This is a genomic window from Janibacter hoylei PVAS-1 (genome assembly GCF_000297495.1).
GTDB lineage: Bacteria > Actinomycetota > Actinomycetes > Actinomycetales > Dermatophilaceae > Janibacter > Janibacter hoylei.
Map to the genome: position 1 here is coordinate 1 of NZ_ALWX01000020.1, position 16,386 is coordinate 16,386.

The following is a 16,386-nucleotide window of genomic DNA, read 5'->3' on the forward strand; positions in this document are numbered from 1 at the left end:
CCGAGCGACGACGCCGACCCGAGCGACSAGCGCCGACCCGAGCGAGACGCCCGACCCGAGCGAGACGCCCGACCCGAGCGAGACGCCCGACCCGAGCGAGACGCCCGACCCGTCTGACACGACCACGACCACTCCGGCCGAGCCCAACGACTGGTTCACCGAGCCGGGCAGCCTGCCGATCACCGAAGACGGCAAGCACTTCACCGTCGAGGGCACCGCCACCCAGGCGGGCACCGTCAACGTCGTCCTGCTCGACAAGGACAAGCAGGTCCTGCGCACCGAGGCTTGGGAGGTCTCGGAGGGCTCCAACAGCAAGGACTTCGCCTTCGCCGACGGCACCAACTACGTGCGTCTCGTCTCCGAGGACTGCGTCGACGCGGACGGCAACGACGGCTCGGTCGCCGGCGGTTGCAACGTCGAGTACGTCGCCCCGTGGGTCAACCCCGACGACGCCGGCTCCGGTGATGACGACGACAACGGCAGCTCGGACGACGACGGTGCCGGTTCGGGTGACGACGACGGCGCCGCCCCCGAGACGCCCGGTGTCGTCCAGACCGACGGCTTCACACGCGTCGAGCAGCCGGCCGACGACAACACCGCCGCTCTCCTGCTCGGCGGGACCCTCCTCGCCGGTGTCGGTGCCGCGTCGGTCGTCATCGTCCGTCGCCGCCAGAGCGCCCAGCACTGAGGCAGCACCACTGACCACTGTCAGTGGCTGACGTCCACGGGCCGTCGGATCGGGGTCTTCCCCGAGCCGGCGGCCCGTGGCACGTGCCGGGGGGAACTTCGCCGACTCCCCGGTCGTTCGCACCCGTGAGCACCCCCGTGACGCCAGGAGGAGACCTGTGACCCCACCGACGCGCCGTCAGCGCTGGCGGGACCGCACGCAGTACCGACGCACCACCGCGCTCCTCGCGGTCGCGGTCGCCGTCCTGCTCGGCGGCGGTGTCGCGGCCGGCACCTGGTGGGGCCAGCACGACGACGAGGCGGTCTCCCCCGGCACCTACGTGCCGCCGAGCCAGATCACGTCGACCACCCCCTCGTCGTCGTCCACCACGACGACAAAGAAGCCGAAGAAGACCTCGACGAGCTCGAGCACGACGGCCGCGACGCGCAGCGACGCGACCCCACACCCCCCGCCCCCAAGAAGGCGCCGGCGGGCACCCCCACCCGGGTCCAGGTGACCTCCGGGGGCCGCGAGCTCGTCGACGCCTCGCTCGGGGCGACGAAGCTCGACGCGCAGAAGGTCCTGGCGCCGCCCTACGGCACGGCCGGCTGGTACGCCGAGCCGGGCTGGCCGAAGCCGGGCAACAAGGGCGCGAGCATCCTCGTCGGCCACATCAACCACCAGGGCAACCCCGACGTCTTCTGGAACCTGCCGAGCGTCAAGCTCGGCGACATCGTCACGGTGACCTACGGGTCGGGGCGGCAGGTGAAGTTCAAGATCACCCGCTCCGAGGCGGCCCCCAAGACGGGTGTCCCCAAGGACGACACGATCTGGGACTGGGACAACCCCGAGCCGGTCCTGCGCCTCATCACCTGCGACCCCGACACCCCGCTGAGCGGCGGCCACTACGAGGGCAACTGGGTCGTCTGGGCCGACGAGATGGTCAGCTGAGGCTCGACCGCTCCTCGTCGTCGTCATCGTCGTCGACTCGGCACCATGCCTGGACGACGAGCCCGGCCACCGTCAGCAGCACCGCACCGACGGCCGCCACCGCCCATCGGAGCGCCATGCCTCCTCGACCGGCGTACCCGGCGTCGGGCGCGAGGGCGAGCGCCTGGCCGAGGTAGAGCCCGGCGATGATCGCTCCGGTCACGGCGCTCGCCTGCGCGAGCCCGAGGATGCGGGCGGCCACGAGCGGCTCGACGTGGGTGCGCCCGCGGCGCATCCGCCACATCCGGGAGCCGGTGACGAGGACGATGCCGCCCATGGCGAGCAGCAGCAGCCCGGTGAGCCAGCCGACGCGCAGCGGCGCGTGCCCACCGGCAAGCCACCAGTGACCGGCGGACCAGCTGAGGGCTCCGCTCGCGACGAGCACGACCGAGACGGTCGCGACGCCCAGGCCCCGCTGGAGCATCAGAGGTCCTCGATGTCGCTCGTGTCCAGCCCCGCGAGCAGCTCGGCCACCGCGACGGGGCGCCCGTCGACCCGCAGCACCGCGTCGGGGTCGACCCGCGACCAGGGCTGCAGGACGAAGCCGCGCTCGTGCGCCCTTGGGTGCGGCAGTGTGAGCGCCGCGTCCTCGCTCGTCACGTCGCTGCCGGTGGCAGGCTCGCCGTACTGGACGAGGTCGAGGTCGAGCGAGCGCGCCCCCCCAGCGCACCTCGCGCACCCGCCCGTGGCGTGCCTCGACGGCGTGCAGTCGCGCGAGCAGCTCCTCGGGCGTGAGCGAGGTCGTCGCGACGGCGACCGTGTTGACGTAGCGGGGCTGGTCGGGCCCGCCGACCGGGTCGGTGCCGACGAAGGGAGCCCGCCGCACGTCGTGCAGGGCGTCGCCGAGGTCGTCGAGCGCGGTCTGCAGCGTCCGCGGGGCGTCGCCGAGGTTGGCGCCGAGCGCGATGACGACGGGCACCTCGCGTCGTCGGGTGATCGTGACGGCGACGTCGCCGAAGGGCACGCCGACGGGAGCGGAGGGCTTGTGGACCGTCACCTCGACGGCACGCACGCCCGGGCGCTCGAGCGCGTCACCGGCGATCTGCTCGGCGAGTGCCTCGATGAGGTCGAGCGAGGGCCCTTCGATGCGCCGGACGACCTCGGCGCCGACCTCGGCGTAGTTGACGGTCGCCGTGAGGTCGTCGCTCGTGCCCGCGGGCCGCAGGTCGAGGTGGAGCTCGACGTCGACGACGAAGTCCTGCCCGTCGCGCTTCTCGTCCGCGAGGACACCGTGGTACCCGCGCGCGCGCACCCCGAGGAGGCTGATCCGGTCGCTCACGGTCGCTCGCCCCGACCGCTCTCCCCGGTCCCTGAGGAGCCCCGACCGCTCTCCCCGGTCCCTGAGGAGCCCCGACCGCTCTCCCCGGTCCCTGAGGAGGTCGCGAAGCGACCGTCTCGAAGGGAACCGACCTCCCCAAGTGCCGTCGTCACGTCGATGGCGTCGACGGTGGCGGTCACGTCGTGCACCCGCACGCACCAGACACCGGCCCTGGCCGCGCGGGCGCTCGTCACGGCGGTGGCCACGGCGCGGCCGTCGAGGGGCCGCTCGTGGCCCTCCTCGCGACCGACGGAGCCGAGGAAGCCCTTGCGGGAGGTCCCGAGGAGCACGGGGTGGCCGAGGTCGACGACCTGCTCGAGCCCGGCGAGCAGGCGCCAGTTGTGCTCCGCGGTCTTGGCGAAGCCGATGCCGGGGTCGAGCACGAGCTGCTCGGGGGTGGCCCCGACGGCGCACAGCGCCTCGACCCGGGCCGTCAGCTCGGTGCACACCTCGGCGACGACGTCGGCGTAGTGGGCCCGCGACTGCATGTCGTGGGCGTGGCCGCGCCAGTGCATGACGACGAAGGGAGCCCCGCTCGCCGCGACGAGGTGCGGCATCTGCGGGTCGGCCAAGCCCCCGCTCACGTCGTTGATGATCGCGGCCCCGGCCTCGAGGGAGGCCGCGGCGACGCTCGCCCGCATGGTGTCGACGGAGACGGCGATGCCCTCGGCGGACAGCGCGCGCACGACGGGCACGACTCGGCGCAGCTCCTCGTCCTCGCTGGGGCGCTCGGCGCCGGGGCGGGTGGACTCTCCCCCGACGTCGACGACGCTCGCTCCGGCGGCGACGAGGGACCGGCCGTGGGCGATCGCGGCGTCGGTCTCGATCCACCGCCCGCCGTCGCTGAAGGAGTCAGGCGTGACGTTGACGATGCCCATGACGACCGGACCGGGCCGGTCGTGCTCCGCCGCGATCCGGGTCAGGACCGGGTGGGTCACCGAGCGGCTCCGGTGAGCAGGGCCATCGCCTCGGCGCGCGTCGTCGAGTCACGCAACTGACCGCGCACGGCGGAGGTGATCGTCGTCGCCCCCGGCTTGCGGACCCCGCGCATCGACATGCACAGGTGCTCGGCCTCGACGACGACGATGACGCCGGCGACGTCGAGGTGCTCGACGAGTGCGTCGGCGATCTGACTGGTCAGCCGCTCCTGGACCTGCGGCCGCTTGGCGAAGATGTCGACGAGCCGGGCGATCTTCGACAGGCCGGTGACCTTGCCGCTCTTGCCCGGGGTGTAGCCGACGTGGGCGACGCCGTGGAAGGGCACGAGGTGGTGCTCGCAGGTCGAGTAGAGCGCGATGTCGCGGACGATGACGAGCTCGTCGTGGTCGATGTCGAAGGTCGTGGCCAGCAGCTCCGCGGGGTCGGCCCGCAGCCCGGCGAAGACCTCGGCGTACGACCGCGCCACGCGGGCCGGGGTCTCGAGGAGACCATCGCGGCCCGGGTCCTCACCGACGGCGAGGAGGATCTCGCGCACGGCCGCCTCGATGCGACCCAGGTCGACGTCAGCCATGTCTCAGGCGTGCCCGGGGCCGTCGCCGTCGACGGCCTCACCCGGCGGGACCTGGCGGATCTCGGTCGTCGGGTGCTCCTCGGGGAGGACAGCACCCTCCTCCGCGGCGCGGTCGATCGCCTGGGTGACCTGCGGGTCGGTCGGGGGCGCGGTCTGCTCGGCGCGCTCCTGCTCGCCCTCGCGGGCCCGCAGGGCGGCCTGCTCGGCGGGGGTGAGCACCGGCGGGATGTCGGAGATCGTGCGGTGCTCGCTGCTCAGCCACGTGGGGCGCTGGGGACGCTTGCGCACGTCGGCGAAGATCTCGGCGAGCTCCTTGGCGTTGAGCGTCTCGTGCTCGAGCAGCTCGAGCACGAGCCGGTCGAGGATGTCGCGGTTGTCGTTGAGCGCGTGCCATGCCTCGTCGTGGGCCGCCTCGATGAAACGGCGCACCTCCTCGTCGACGATCGTCGCGACGTTTTCGGAGTAGTCACGCTGGTGGCCCATGTCGCGGCCGAGGAAGACCTCGCCCTGCGACTGGCCGAGCTTGACCGCGCCGATGCGCTCGCTCATGCCAAACTCCGTGACCATCTTGCGGGCCATGCCGGTGGCCTTCTCGATGTCGTTGGAGGCGCCGGTCGACGGGTCGTGGAAGATGATCTCCTCCGCGACGCGACCGCCGAGGGCGTAGGCGAGCTGGTCGAGGATCTCGTTGCGCGTCGTCGAGTACTTGTCGTCGACGGGCATGACCATCGTGTAGCCCAGGGCCCGACCGCGCGGCAGGATCGTGATCTTGGTGACCGGGTCGGTGTGGTTCATCGCGGCTGCGACGAGGGCGTGGCCCCCTTCGTGGTACGCGGTGATCTTGCGCTCCTGGGCGCTCATGATCCGGGTGCGCTTCTGCGGGCCGGCGATGACCCGGTCGATCGCCTCGTCGAGGATCGCGTCGTCGATGAACTGCTTGTCGGTGCGCGCCGTGAGCAGCGCGGCCTCGTTGAGGACGTTGGCCAGGTCGGCACCGGTCATGCCGGGGGTGCGGCGGGCGACGGCCAGCAGGTCGACGCCGGGGGCCATCGGCTTGCCGGCGGCGTGCACCTCGAGGATGCGGTGGCGACCGATCATGTCGGGGTTCTCGACGGCGATCTGACGGTCGAAGCGGCCCGGGCGCAGCAGCGCCGGGTCGAGGATGTCGGGGCGGTTGGTCGCCGCGATGAGGATGACATTGGTCTTGACGTCGAAGCCGTCCATCTCGACGAGCAGCTGGTTGAGCGTCTGCTCCCGCTCGTCGTGGCCGCCACCGAGTCCGGCGCCGCGGTGGCGACCCACGGCGTCGATCTCGTCGACGAAGACGATGGCCGGCGAGTTGGTCTTGGCCTGCTCGAAGAGGTCGCGGACCCGGCTGGCGCCGACACCGACGAACATCTCGACGAAGTCGGACCCGGAGATGGAGTAGAAGGGCACGCCCGCCTCGCCAGCGACGGCGCGCGCGAGGAGCGTCTTGCCGGTACCGGGCTGGCCGTAGAGCAGGACGCCCTTCGGGATCTTGGCCCCGACCGCGAGGAACTTGCTCGGGTCGCGGAGGAACTCGACGATCTCGTGGAGCTCCTCGACGGCCTCGTCGGCGCCGGCCACGTCGGCGAAGGTGACCTTGGGGGTGTCCTTCGTCGCGAGCTTGGCCTTGGACTTGCCGAACTGCATAACCTTGGAGCCGCCGCCCTGGGCCTGGCTGAGGATGAACCAGAAGAGACCAACGAGCAGGAGCAGTGGCAGGAGGGAGAAGAGCAGGCTCGACCAGACGCTCGGCTCCTCGACGGTGTCGTTCTGCACCCCCTCGACGTTGGCCTCGACGACCTTGAGCATGTCGTCGGCGCGGGCGTCGATGAACTCGGTCTCGACCTTGTCGGCGTCCTTGACCGAGTCACCGTCGGAGTAGGTCTGCCCGTCCTTGAGGTCGAGCTGCAGCAGGTTGTCGGTGGTGAAGTGCGCGTCCTTCACCTTGCCGTCCGTCACGAGCTTTTCGGCAGCGGAGGTGTCCACCCGCGCGTACTCGCTGTTGCCGCGCGTCATGAACATCAGGACGAAGACGGCGATGAGCAGCAGTGCCCAGAAGGCAGGGGCACGGAAGATCTTCTTGGCGTTCATACGGGTACGGGGACTTCCCGGACTTCCTGACTCGACGACGTGGCGGCCACCGGCTGTGCCGGGACATCAGGACGAAACTACCTGACCCCCGCTCACCAGCGGCTAACAGGCCAACGAGCACCTGCGCCCCGGTGTTCCCGTGGCCAGCTCCGTGGTCGACACAAGCAGCACCCGGCGCTGGGGATGAAGCCCCGCTCGTCGGCCTGCTCCTCACGCGGTCCTGAGGCGGGGCTTCATCCTTGATTCGCGCCGCGCACTCCTTGCGTCTCCCCCTCGCTCCCTGAGGAACGAGCGCCCCACCCCCGCTCCCTGAGGAGCGAGGAACGAGCGTCTCGAAGGGAACGTCAGGAGTAGACGTGCGGCGCGAGCGTCGCGACGTCGCGCAGGTTGCGGTAGCCCTCGGCGTAGTCGAGCCCGTAGCCCACGACGAACTCGTTGGCGATGTCGAAGCCGACCCAGCGGGTGTCGATCTCGACCTTCGCGGCATCGGGCTTGCGCAGGAGGGTGAGGATCTCGACGGAGGCGGGCGAGCGCGAGTCGAGGTTGGACCGGATCCACGAGAGGGTCAGGCCGGAGTCGATGATGTCCTCGACGATGAGCACGTGCTTGTCGGTGATGTCGGTGTCGAGGTCCTTGAGGATCCGCACGACACCGGAGGACTTGGTGCCGGAGCCGTAGGAGCTCACGGCCATCCAGTCCATGGGGGGCGGAGCCGGGCAGGTGACGCATGAAGTCGGCCATGACCATGACCGCGCCCTTGAGGACACCGACGAGGAGCACCTCCTTGTCGCGGTAGTGCTCCCAGACCTCGGTGGCCAGCTCGGCCAGCCGTGCCTGGATCTGCTCCTCGGTGATGAGCACCTCGACGAGGTCGTCCTGGATGTCCTTGGAGTCCACGGTTCTCCTTAGCGAGCGGGCCTGGGCGGTCTCATTGTCCACCAGTGACCGGGGTGATGTGCACCCGGCCGTCGGCCCTGCCCACCCGCAGGTTGCCGGGCACGTGCAGCGGGCCCTGACCGTGCCAGTCGGTGACCAGCCCGTCGCACGCGGCGACGTGGGCGGCGGTGACCGCGCCGGCGGGCGAGCCGGCCCGCAGCAGCAGTCGGCGCCACACGCGGGAGCGAAGGGCGGGAGCAAGGTCCGCCAGCACCCCGACGGGCACTCCGGCCGGGTCGTCGTCGGGCACGGCCGCCTCGGCGAGGTCGTCGAGCAGGTCGGCGTCGTCGCGCAGCAGGTCGGCGCTGCGCGCCAGCGCCTCACCGAGCCCCGGGCCCAGGTCGTCCTCGAGCATCGCGAGGGCCTGACGCACCCGCACGCGGGCGTAGGCCCGGTCGGAGTTCATCGGGTCCTCCCACGGCACGAGTCCCCACGCGGCACAGGCCTGCTCGGTCGTTTCGCGGGGCAGGTGCAGCAGCGGCCTGACGAAGGGAGTGCCCTCCCGCACCACGAGCGCGGGCATGCCGGCGAGCGAGCGAGCGCCCGACCCGCGGGCGAGCCCGAGCAGCACCTGCTCGGCCTGGTCGTCCCGGGTGTGGCCGAGCAGCACGACGTGCGCAGGGTGCTCCTCCCCCATCGCGGCGGCGGTCTCGGCGAGGGCCGAGTAGCGGGCCTCGCGGGCGGCTGCCTCGAGCCCGTCGCCGCTGGCGGCGACGACGGCCTGGACGATCGCGACGGGCGCGAGCCCCAGGTCGCCGCACTGCTGCGCGGCGAGCAGGGCGGTCTCCGCGGAGTCGGGCTGGAGACCGTGGTCGACGATGATCGCGCCGACGGTGACGTCGTGGGGGGCGCCCTCGGCGGCCAGCGCCCCAGCGAGGGCGAGGGAGTCGGTGCCCCCGCTCACGGCGGCCAGGGCCAGGGACCCGGCGGGCAGCCCTTCGAGGACGGCGCGGACCCCCCTTCGGCAGTGGGCCTGCGCAGGGTGACCGGCCCCCATCAGCCGTGGACCCGCCGCACCCAGGTGGTGGGGTCGGTGATCTCGAGCGGAGTCGGCAGGGTCTCCGGCGAGGTCCACACGGCGTTGAAGCCGTCGACGCCGACCTGCTCCTGCACGCCACGGACGAAGTCGGCACCGTCGCGGTACTGGCGCATCTTGGCCTCGAGACCGAGGAGCCGGCGCAGCATGCGGTCGGCGGCGCCGGCCCCCTTGCGTCGGCGGGTGAAGCGCTCGCGGATCGTCGCGACGCTCGGCACGTGCTCGGGGCCCACGTCGTCCATGACGACGTCGGCGTGCCCCTCGAGCAGCGACATGACGGCGGTGACGCGGGCCATCTGCTCGCGCTGCTCGGGCGTGATGACGAGGTCGGGCAGGCCCTGGCCCTCGCCGCTGAGCACCTTGGGCAGCCGGGCGGTCACCTGCTCCAGACGCGAGCGCAGCGACTCCATGTCGGGTGCGAGCTCACCGGCGAGGTCGCGGGCCTGCCCGATGAGGTGCTCACGCAGCCAGGGCACCGCGGTGAACTGCACGCGGTGGGTCTCCTCGTGGAGGCAGACCCACAGCCGGAAGTCGCGGGGCGTCACGCCCAGCTCGCGCTCGGTCGCGACGATGTTGGGGGCGACGAGGAGCAGCGCCGGGGTGCCGTCGGGGGCGATGTCGTACTGCCCGAGGACCTTCGTCGAGAGGAAGGCGAGCATGCCGCCGGCCTCGACGGCCGTGACCTTGGAGCCGATGGCCTGAGCGGCGGCCGAGGGCTCCTTGTCACGGCGGGAGGCGACCCGCTCCAGCGCGGGCTGCAGCAGCGCGGCCATCGAGTCGGCGTTGACCCCGATCCACGTCGGGCGGTCGACGACGAGCGGCGCCGGGGCGTCCCCGGGGGCGGTGAGTCGTGAGGTGGCCGCGACCGGCGCGACGGCCGCCGCTGCCAGCTCGCGGATCTCGGCGACGGCCTCGGCAGCCTCGTCCTCGCTCACGTCAGGGCCCGGCGGCACGAGCCGGGCACCGGTGGACTTGGCGAACTTCCAGTCGACGTACTGCGTCACGACCCCATCCAAACACCCCGCGCGCCGGCCCGACACCTCTGTCAGTCGCAGCCGCAGTCGGTGATGCCGGCGACGATCCGGTCCAGTGCGGCCCGGGCGCCCAGCGTGCCGGTCGTCGAGGGGACGCGGTCGGCGATGATGACGTAGGTGAGCAGCCGACCGTCCGCGGTCGTCGTTGTGCCGGCGAGGGCCGAGGTGCCGGTGAGCGTGCCGGTCTTGGCGCGGGCGATGCCCGCGGCGTCCCGCGACTCGTCGGTGCGGTAGCGCTCGTGCAGGGTCCCGGTCAGGCCGGCGACGGGCAGCTGCGAGAGCACGACGCTCATCGTCTGCGCCGAGCCGGTGATGCCGAGCTGCATGACGTCGGAGATGACCCGGGCGGGGACCACCTGGCCCGAGCTGAGCCCGCAGTTGTCCTTGAGCTTGACCCCGGTGAGGTCGATGCCCGCGTCGTCAAGGGTGGAGCGCACCCAGGCGGTGGTCTCCGCGAAGGACGCGCCGGCCCCGTCGGCGACGGCGGCCTGGCGGGCGACGTTTTCGGTCAGGGCGTTGTCGCTGTCGTCGAGGGCCAGGGCGAGGACGTCGCCGAGGGGCGCCGACTCGACGGAGGCCAGCTGCTCGCCGTCGGCGGGGGCCGCCCGGCGCCACGTCGTGGGCGAGTCGTCGACCGTGACCTTCACGCCCGCCTTGTCGAGCTGAGCGGCGAAGGACGCGAGCACCGCCTTCTCCGGGAAGGTCGGCGACGGCTTGAAGGGCTCGGGCCGGTCCCCCGCCAGCCCGATCATCGAAACACCCTGGGTGTAGCCGGCCGCGACGTCGGCACGGTCCCAGGTCGGCGCGTAGCGCTCACCTGCGGCGTACGTCGCGTCGAGGCGAAGGGAGCGGGACCCGCCCCCCTTCGTCCCGAGGGAGTCGGCGACCTGCTCGGCGAGGTCGGCGAGACCGGCGCGGCCCTCGACGGCAGTCGGGTCACCGTCGCCGCGGGCGAGCATCGTGTCGCCGGCGGCGACGAGCACGAGGTCGTCCCCGTCGGCGACGACGGTCGTCTTCATCGTCCGGCTCAGATCGGTGCGCTCGGCGACGGCGGCCGCGGTGAGCAGCTTGGCGGTGGAGGCCGGGGTCTGGGGGGCGGTCGGCCCCCTTCGTCCAGACGGGGTCACCGGTGACGGCGTCACGCACGACGATCCCGACCCGCGGGCCGAGGGCGGAGGAGCCGACGTCGTCGGCGATCGCGTCGCGCAGGCCGGCCGCGGTCGGCAGGGGGGCGGACTCGTCGGCGGGCGGGAGCACGGGCGTGGGCTCGACCGGCTCGGGGGGCTGCTCCGAGGCCGCCTCGTCGATGGTGAGCACGCCGGGGACGCGGTCGTACGCGTCGGCCACCCCGTAGCCCACCGCGAGCGCGGCGACGGTGGTGACGGCGACGAGAGCACGTCTCACGGGCGGCCCCTTGCGGTGTTTTGGCGGAGGTGGTGGAACACTGGCCTCCGAGAGTAGTTCACCCATTCACGGACAAGAGGTACACCTGTGGAGTTCGACGTCACCATCGAGATCCCGAAGGGCCAGAAGAACAAGTACGAGGTCGACCACGCGACGGGCCGCATCCGTCTCGACCGCATGCTCTTCACGTCCATGGCCTACCCGAGCGACTACGGGTACATCGAGGACACGCTCGGCGAGGACGGCGACCCGCTCGACGCCCTCGTGCTGCTCGACGAGCCGACGTGGCCCGGCTGCCTCGTGCGCGCCCGGCCGATCGGCATGTTCCACATGCGCGACGAGGCCGGTGGCGACGACAAGGTGCTGTGCATCCCGGCCGGTGACCCGCGCAAGGAGCACATCAAGGACCTCGAGGACGTCAGCGAGTTCGATCGTCTGGAGATCCAGCACTTCTTCGAGACCTACAAGGACCTCGAGCCGGGCAAGTCCGTCGAGGGCGCCCACTGGGTCGGCCGCGAGGAGGCCATCCAGACGATCCTCGAGGCCATCGAGCGCGCCAAGGCCAATGGCGTGACCACCGCCCGCTGGAACATGCCCAACTCCGGCCACGCCCCCGCAGGAGGACGTGACCCACTCGGAGGAGGACATCAAGGCCGCCGCCGCCCGTGCCCGCGAGGAGCTGGCGACGAAGGAGAAGCCGCTCAGCGACGACTGAGCGATCGCGCCAACCCGCGGCGGCCCTGCCGCATCATCCACGCGTGGTTGGCCCGCAGCACTGCAGGCGCGAGGGTCGCCGCCCGGGACCACCGGGCGACGACCCTCACGTCCTGGTCGAAGGTCGCGCACACCCCGCCCTGCGGATCGCTGCCGACCGACCACTGCGCCCACCCCTCGAGGTCACCGTCGACGCGAACCCGCAGGCGGCCCCGTGCGTGGTCCTCGATCTCGCGGGTGAGGACCAGGTGCAGGGTGAGCGGCAGGGCGCTGCGGATCCGGGCCCGCCCACTCCGCTCGTCGAGCCGCCCGACGGAGCGCACCTGTGGCCACCACGCCGGGTATCCATCGATGTCGGCGAGTGCCGCGAGCACCGCCTCCCGGGGGGCAGCGAAGGACCACTGGTGGTGGAAGGTGAAGGTCGGTCCGGTCACCCATCCATCCTCTCCCCGCGGCTCCCTCCTCCCCCGGTCCCTGAGGAGCGAGGCCGTCCACGGCCCTCCCGTCCCCCCCGGTCCCTGAGGAGTGAGGCCGCCCGCGGCCGAGCGTCTCGAAGGGACGTCACCAACCTCCCTTCGAGACGGTCGCAGAGCGACCTCCTCAGGGAGCGAAAGTCTCCCCTACGGTCCCTGAGGAGCGAGGCCGCCTGCAGCCCTCCCGTCCCCCCGGTCCCTGAGGAGCGGGGCCGCCCGCGGCCGAGCGTCTCGAAGGGACGTGAACTACGTTGGCCCCGTGCGCTACTACTCCCGCGACGGACTGACCTTCGACGTTGACGACACCGGCCCCGAGGGCGCCGATCTCGTCGTCCTCCTGCACGGCTGGCCCCAGGACCGGACGGCCTGGCAGCACGTGACGCCGCGACTGACGGAGGCCGGGCTGCGGGTCATCGCGCCCGATCTGCGCGGCTACTCCCCCGGGGCCCGTCCGGGCAACCACCTCGAGTACGGCCTCGACGAGATCGTCGGTGACGTCGTCGCTCTCATCGACGCGGCTGGAGCCGAGCGGGCGCACGTGGTCGGGCACGACTGGGGCGGCGCGCTGGCCTGGGCGGTCGCCGCGCGCGAGCCCCACCGGGTCGAGACCCTCACCGTGCTGTCGACACCGACCGGCGCGGGCATGGCGGCGGGCTTCCGCGCGGGCGAGCAGCACAAGCACAGCTGGTACATGGCGGCCTTCGCGCTGCCGCTCGTGCCGGTGCTCTTCTTCCGCCTCTTCGCCCAGCAGATCCTCGAAAAGATCGGCATGCCCCGCGAGCGCGCGGCCCACGACGCCTTGCGGCTCAAGACGCCCGGCGCGGCCCAGGGCACCTTCGCCTGGTACCGGGCGGCGCTCTCCCCCACCCTCATGTGGCGAGCACGCCGGACGAAGGGGGGTCCCCGCAGCAGCGAGCACCGCCGGGTCATCCCGACGGCCTACCTGTGGGGACGCAAGGACCCGGCCTTCGGCGAGGTCGCGACGACGCACACCGTCGAGCAGCTGCGGCGCCGCGCGGGCGACCGGCCGGAGCTGGCGATCACGCGCGAGCTCGACGCCGGGCACTGGCTCATGGAGACCCACCCGGACGTCGTGGCCGACGTGGTGCTCGAGCGGATCGGCAGCGGGCGCGACGAGGCGCTCGCGGACTGATGCGCACCTCGCGTCGCGCCGTCCTGCTCGGGGCGCTCATCCTGCCGGTCGCGGCGTGCGGCCGGAGGAGCGACGTGCCTGCCGTGCAGGCCGCGCTGCGCTCCGCGGTCGAGGCGCTGCCCGAGCACGTCGCCGGACTGGTGCAGTACCAGGACTCGACCTCGGCAGGCACGACGATCAGCGGGGTGCTGACCCTCCAGGGCTCCGACCGCGCAGCCGTCACCGCCTCCCTCGAGCGCGTCCTCGAGGCGGTGGCCCGCACCTATCGCGACCAGGCCGACGCGCGCACGGCCTTCGTGCGGCTGGAGGCTCATCCGGCCGACGACCCGGCCACGCGGGTGCTCACCACCGAGGTCGTCGCACCGTCCGAAGACGCCAACACCACGACGGACGACCTCGACGCGCACTTCGACCTCTGAGGCGCGCGACCCGATTACGCACCACAGGCACTCATCCGTATACTTGTGCCTCGCGTCCTCGGGCGCACGCCGCCTTAGCTCAGTCGGCTAGAGCGTCTCACTCGTAATGAGAAGGTCGTCGGTTCGATTCCGACAGGCGGCTCCACACGAAACCCTCGAGAAATCGAGGGTTTTCGTCATTTCCAGAGCCTTTCTGGTCACGGCTGCTCCCCCATCGCGCGCGAGTTGGTACCCCCCTGGTACCCCCATCCAAAATTGAGCCTCTCGAGACCCGCCCTGTCGGCCCCCGTTCCGAGGAAGTGCAGGTACCGATTCGTCGTTGACGCGGACTCGTGTCCCATCCACGCCTGGACGGTCCCGAGGTCGACCCCGCGGGCGAGCCAGAGGCAGGCGGCGGTGTGCCGCAGGTCGTGCAGCCGCCGGCCCCGCCCTGTCTTCTCCCACTTCAGCGTTCGGATGAAGGCGGTGCGATTGAGCAGCCCGCCCGCGTCGGTCGTGAAGAGCGGGTCCCGCTCGTGGTTGCCCGCCGCCAGCGCCTCGAGATGCGGGACGATTCCGTCCGCGACAGGCACCCGGCGCCACCGGCGGCCCTTGGTCGACTTCGTGCCGATGCCTTCTGACCGCGAGCGACGCACCATCAGACCGGCCGTCGGCAGCTGGACGACGTCACCGACCGCCATCGCTCGAGCCTCGCCCCACCGCAACCCGGTCCAGCCGAGCACGAGGACGATGCTCGCCAACCGTTCGTTCTTCGCGCGGCAGTCTTCGAAGACCTCCCAGAGCTCGTCCTCGGTAAAGGGCATCATCTCGGCCCGCTCCTCGGATCCCTTGGGGACCTTGGCCGACGTGACCGGGTTGGTCAGGATCAGCTTTTCGCGGACACACCAGCCGAAGAAGGCCGACAGGCTGGCCCGATAGCGGACCACCGATGACTCGACCAGCCCGTCGGCCAGGAGCTGCACGAAGACGCGGCTCACTTCCCTTTCGGAGATGGCCGACAGTTGCAGAGCCAGCATGCTGGTCGGGGTCAGCCGCATCAGGTCGCAGTCCGCACGGTGCGTCTTCACGGCGACCGTGGTCCGACGGATCTCCAGCCAGCGCTTCAACGCCTCCCGCATTCGCTCGCGACCCGCTCGAGGGTCGACACCACCGTCTAGGGCGGCACGTTCCCGAGCCAGCCAGGCCTTGGCCTCGCGCTGGGTGTCGAAGGTGCGGCCGGCGATGAAGTCGCGCCCGGACTTCAGTTTGGCGTAGTACCGCCCGTTTCTCTTGATGATTGTCATCTCAGGCCGCCGCGTGCTTGAGCCACTTCTGGACGTCGTCCCACAGGTAGCGCGGCATGGTCGGAGACAGCCACGTCACGCGCGGCCCCTCTCCTCGCTGGCGCCATCTGCACACGGTGGAGGCATCCACCCTTGCCAGTGTGGCCAGTTCGGCGGTCGTCAGGTAGATCGGCAGCTCCAGGTCTTGCAGTTCTTTCGTGCTCATCGTCGTGCCCTTTCCCCTTGTGTGGTCACTTCGTCGTTGCTGCGCGGTGCTGTGCGTACTCGCGCGCTCGAGCAGCCGCAGCGGTAGCGATCTCGGCTTCCCCTTCGTTGGCCCAGCCGGTACCGACGAACTCCCAGACGCCGACGACGAGGGTGGCCGATTCGTCGGCCTCTTCCCGGAGGCTTCCTCGACGGACTTCGGGTCAACCGGTCGGCCGGCCCGTCGGGCGCGCTCGGTCTCGTCGCTCATGACCTGTTGGAATCGTGCTCGGCGACGACGCAGGGTCCGGTAGGTGACGCTGTAGCGGCGCGACTTGGACGAGTAGTGCCCGCGGTAGCCAAGCTCTTTGGCCCACTTGCCGATGAGCGCGTAGTGGTCCCTGCCCTCAGCGTCGACCGGGGCCTCGAGGACTTCGCCTGCTCTTCGACGCTCGGCACGAAGCACCGCGAGATCGTGCACCTCCTGGCACGTGGTTTGCAGACGGCGCGCGTGCTCCCCATCGGGCACCGACAGGGACGTGTCCTTGGTCGAGTACTTCGCGAGGTAGGCAGCCACCTGCTCCCCCGTGATGGGCCCGTCCGGGTCATCGGTCCGGCAGCCGTCACGCACGACGCGCACGTCGATCTGGCGTCCCCACTTCAGAACCCGCTCGAGGTCCTGCTCGCCGGTCTTGGGAGCAACGACGCGGGTCCGAGCGAAGGCCGCGTGAATCGCGTCGACCATCACGTCGACGTCAACGGCACATGTGCACCGATGCCGTGCTCCGCTGGGCCATCGAGGCGAAACAACGCGTGGAAGTGCACCGCCCCTCGGGCCTGCATCTCGGCGGTGCGGCCGTACTGACGTGAGGCGAACTTGGAGACCTTCGAGACCGGGACGCCCAGGCGCGCGGCGAGTTGGCGGCTGACGTCCTGGACGGCTCGACGCCACAGCTCGGGTGCGTGGAACTGCCACACGACGTGGCCGAGGTAGTCGTAGCAGTCGTGGCAGATGGGCGAGCCGACGACGTCGTCGTCCTTGTCGTGGCGTGCCGTGCACGAGAGGGAGCGGCCGTGCTCGCAGGTCTCGCGCCCCCGGGGATGACACAGCTGCGGCCCCCGGCGGGTGGAGTGGACAGCCCCGAAGA

Annotated in this window: 15 protein-coding genes, 1 tRNA gene and 5 pseudogenes; 7 read left to right on the plus strand and 14 right to left on the minus strand. The window is 71.6% G+C overall.

What is annotated here, in order from left to right; all coding sequences use genetic code 11:
• The 3 genes and pseudogenes from B277_RS17865 to B277_RS17345 form a co-directional block, all read left to right on the plus strand.
• Positions 1-688: pseudogene (locus B277_RS17865) on the plus strand (hypothetical protein); the annotation flags it as partial.
• A 157-nt stretch (positions 689-845) separates the two neighbouring features.
• Entirely contained in the window at positions 846-1,184 is a 339-nt protein-coding gene (locus B277_RS17340) for a hypothetical protein (RefSeq protein ID WP_156811735.1), read from the plus strand.
• Positions 1,181-1,618, plus strand: coding sequence for a class F sortase (locus B277_RS17345; RefSeq protein ID WP_007925854.1), 438 nt, complete (start codon positions 1,181-1,183; stop codon positions 1,616-1,618). The genes B277_RS17340 and B277_RS17345 overlap by 4 nt, the downstream gene beginning before the upstream one ends.
• Here B277_RS17345 and B277_RS05035 read toward each other — a convergent pair.
• The 11 genes and pseudogenes from B277_RS05035 to B277_RS18840 form a co-directional block, all read right to left on the minus strand.
• The gene (locus tag B277_RS05035) at positions 1,611-2,081 is read right to left on the minus strand and encodes a DUF3180 domain-containing protein (RefSeq protein WP_040880863.1); all 471 of its coding nucleotides are present in this window, start codon (positions 2,079-2,081) and stop codon (positions 1,611-1,613) included. The two genes, B277_RS17345 and B277_RS05035, sit on opposite strands and share 8 nt — an antisense overlap.
• Positions 2,081-2,257, minus strand: a complete 177-nt coding sequence (locus tag B277_RS18830) for a hypothetical protein (RefSeq protein WP_420795265.1) — start codon at positions 2,255-2,257, stop codon at positions 2,081-2,083. The genes B277_RS05035 and B277_RS18830 overlap by 1 nt, the downstream gene beginning before the upstream one ends.
• A gap of 118 nt (positions 2,258-2,375) precedes the next feature.
• Positions 2,376-2,936: pseudogene (folB, locus tag B277_RS18835) on the minus strand (dihydroneopterin aldolase); the annotation flags it as partial.
• Positions 2,933-3,913, minus strand: a complete 981-nt coding sequence (gene folP, locus B277_RS05045; protein ID WP_007925857.1) for a dihydropteroate synthase — start codon at positions 3,911-3,913, stop codon at positions 2,933-2,935. The gene folP and the pseudogene folB, both read right to left, overlap by 4 nt.
• A complete protein-coding gene (gene folE / locus B277_RS17350; RefSeq protein ID WP_007925858.1) occupies positions 3,910-4,485 on the minus strand; it encodes a GTP cyclohydrolase I FolE in 576 nt (191 codons plus the stop codon). Before folE ends, folP begins: the two co-directional genes overlap by 4 nt.
• Before the next feature lie 3 nt (positions 4,486-4,488).
• Positions 4,489-6,603: an ATP-dependent zinc metalloprotease FtsH gene (ftsH, locus tag B277_RS05055; RefSeq protein WP_007925859.1), complete on the minus strand. Its 2,115-nt coding sequence runs from the start codon at positions 6,601-6,603 to the stop codon at positions 4,489-4,491.
• Positions 6,604-6,947: 344 nt separating this feature from the next.
• Positions 6,948-7,500 (minus strand): annotated as a pseudogene (gene hpt / locus B277_RS05060) (hypoxanthine phosphoribosyltransferase).
• A 31-nt stretch (positions 7,501-7,531) separates the two neighbouring features.
• A complete protein-coding gene (gene tilS / locus B277_RS05065) occupies positions 7,532-8,536 on the minus strand; it encodes a tRNA lysidine(34) synthetase TilS (RefSeq protein WP_007925865.1) in 1,005 nt (334 codons plus the stop codon).
• Positions 8,536-9,579, minus strand: a complete 1,044-nt coding sequence (locus B277_RS05070; protein ID WP_238148061.1) for a zinc-dependent metalloprotease — start codon at positions 9,577-9,579, stop codon at positions 8,536-8,538. The genes tilS and B277_RS05070 overlap by 1 nt, the downstream gene beginning before the upstream one ends.
• Before the next feature lie 41 nt (positions 9,580-9,620).
• A complete protein-coding gene (gene dacB / locus B277_RS05075; RefSeq protein ID WP_238539373.1) occupies positions 9,621-10,640 on the minus strand; it encodes a D-alanyl-D-alanine carboxypeptidase/D-alanyl-D-alanine endopeptidase in 1,020 nt (339 codons plus the stop codon).
• Entirely contained in the window at positions 10,546-11,013 is a 468-nt protein-coding gene (locus B277_RS18840; RefSeq protein ID WP_007925875.1) for a hypothetical protein, read from the minus strand. The genes dacB and B277_RS18840 overlap by 95 nt, the downstream gene beginning before the upstream one ends.
• 87 nt (positions 11,014-11,100) lie before the next feature.
• Here B277_RS18840 and B277_RS20230 point away from each other — a divergent pair.
• Positions 11,101-11,514: pseudogene (locus tag B277_RS20230) on the plus strand (inorganic diphosphatase); the annotation flags it as partial.
• A 200-nt stretch (positions 11,515-11,714) separates the two neighbouring features.
• On the opposite strand, the gene B277_RS20235 reads toward B277_RS20230, so the two are convergent.
• Positions 11,715-12,161: an SRPBCC family protein gene (locus tag B277_RS20235; protein WP_083853654.1), complete on the minus strand. Its 447-nt coding sequence runs from the start codon at positions 12,159-12,161 to the stop codon at positions 11,715-11,717.
• A gap of 298 nt (positions 12,162-12,459) precedes the next feature.
• Here B277_RS20235 and B277_RS05085 point away from each other — a divergent pair, with 298 nt between their 5' ends.
• From B277_RS05085 to B277_RS05095, 3 genes are all read left to right on the plus strand, one after another.
• On the plus strand, positions 12,460-13,353 hold the full coding sequence (locus tag B277_RS05085; protein WP_007925889.1) for an alpha/beta fold hydrolase: 894 nt from the start codon (positions 12,460-12,462) through the stop codon (positions 13,351-13,353).
• A complete protein-coding gene (locus tag B277_RS05090; protein ID WP_007925891.1) occupies positions 13,353-13,772 on the plus strand; it encodes a hypothetical protein in 420 nt (139 codons plus the stop codon). The genes B277_RS05085 and B277_RS05090 overlap by 1 nt, the downstream gene beginning before the upstream one ends.
• Positions 13,773-13,840: 68 nt before the next feature.
• Positions 13,841-13,917 (plus strand) — tRNA-Thr (locus B277_RS05095).
• 52 nt (positions 13,918-13,969) lie between these two features.
• Here B277_RS05095 and B277_RS05100 read toward each other — a convergent pair.
• Both B277_RS05100 and B277_RS18325 read right to left on the minus strand, forming a co-directional pair.
• Positions 13,970-15,055 (minus strand): tyrosine-type recombinase/integrase, encoded by a 1,086-nt coding sequence (locus tag B277_RS05100; protein WP_007925892.1) that lies wholly within the window; start codon positions 15,053-15,055, stop codon positions 13,970-13,972.
• 1 nt (position 15,056) lies between these two features.
• Positions 15,057-16,348 (minus strand): annotated as a pseudogene (locus B277_RS18325) (replication initiator).
• Between the last annotated feature and the right edge of the window lie 38 nt (positions 16,349-16,386).